Source organism: Azospirillum sp. UFLA03-27 (assembly GCF_059803775.1).
In genome coordinates this window covers 1-593 of the sequence record NZ_JAUQTX010000546.1, presented here as the reverse complement: position 1 = coordinate 593, position 593 = coordinate 1, and the positions used below count along the sequence as shown (strand labels likewise).

1 pseudogene is annotated in these 593 nt (G+C 71.5%); it reads left to right on the top strand.

The window, feature by feature from the left end:
* Nucleotides 1-115 precede the first annotated feature (115 nt).
* Nucleotides 116-593: pseudogene (locus Q4I23_RS33000) on the top strand (hypothetical protein); the annotation flags it as partial.

Genomic DNA, 593 nt, shown 5'->3' with positions numbered 1-593 from the left:
CGAGATAGCTGTTATAGTCTCGTGGGCTCGGAGATGTGTATAAGAGACAGGGGGTAAAGAAGGGGGCAGCAGAACACCACGCCAGATCATGGCGCCGAATCATGGGAGACCAGCGATGCCGCGACCGACCTCCAAGACCATCGCCCGACGGCTGAACGGCGTGGCGCTTCCCGTTCTGGCCCTGCCCATGATTGCCCTGGCCTGCATGGCCGTCCCGGCGCGGGCGCAGACCGTCGAGGGCTCCGGCGGCAACCGGGTCATGATGTTCGAGCGCCCGCCGACCGTGGACGAGCTGCGCGAGGCGGTGAAGCCCGGCCCGGCGGCGACGGACGGCAGCGAGCAGCCGAAGATCCGCACCCGCAGCATCGAGATCATCGGCGGCGGCATGAACAGCGCCAACCGCCCGCGTCCGACCGACAGCGTGAACTACGGCGCGCCCGCTCAACAGCAGGCGGCCCCGCAGCCGAGCTACAGCCCGCCGAGCTACAGCCCGCCGACCGCCCCGGTGGCGGAGCCGGCGCCACAGCCGAAGCCCAAGCGCGCGCCCGTTCAGGAAGCCGCGGCCCCGCCCGTCGCCCCGCCGCCGGCCGCCC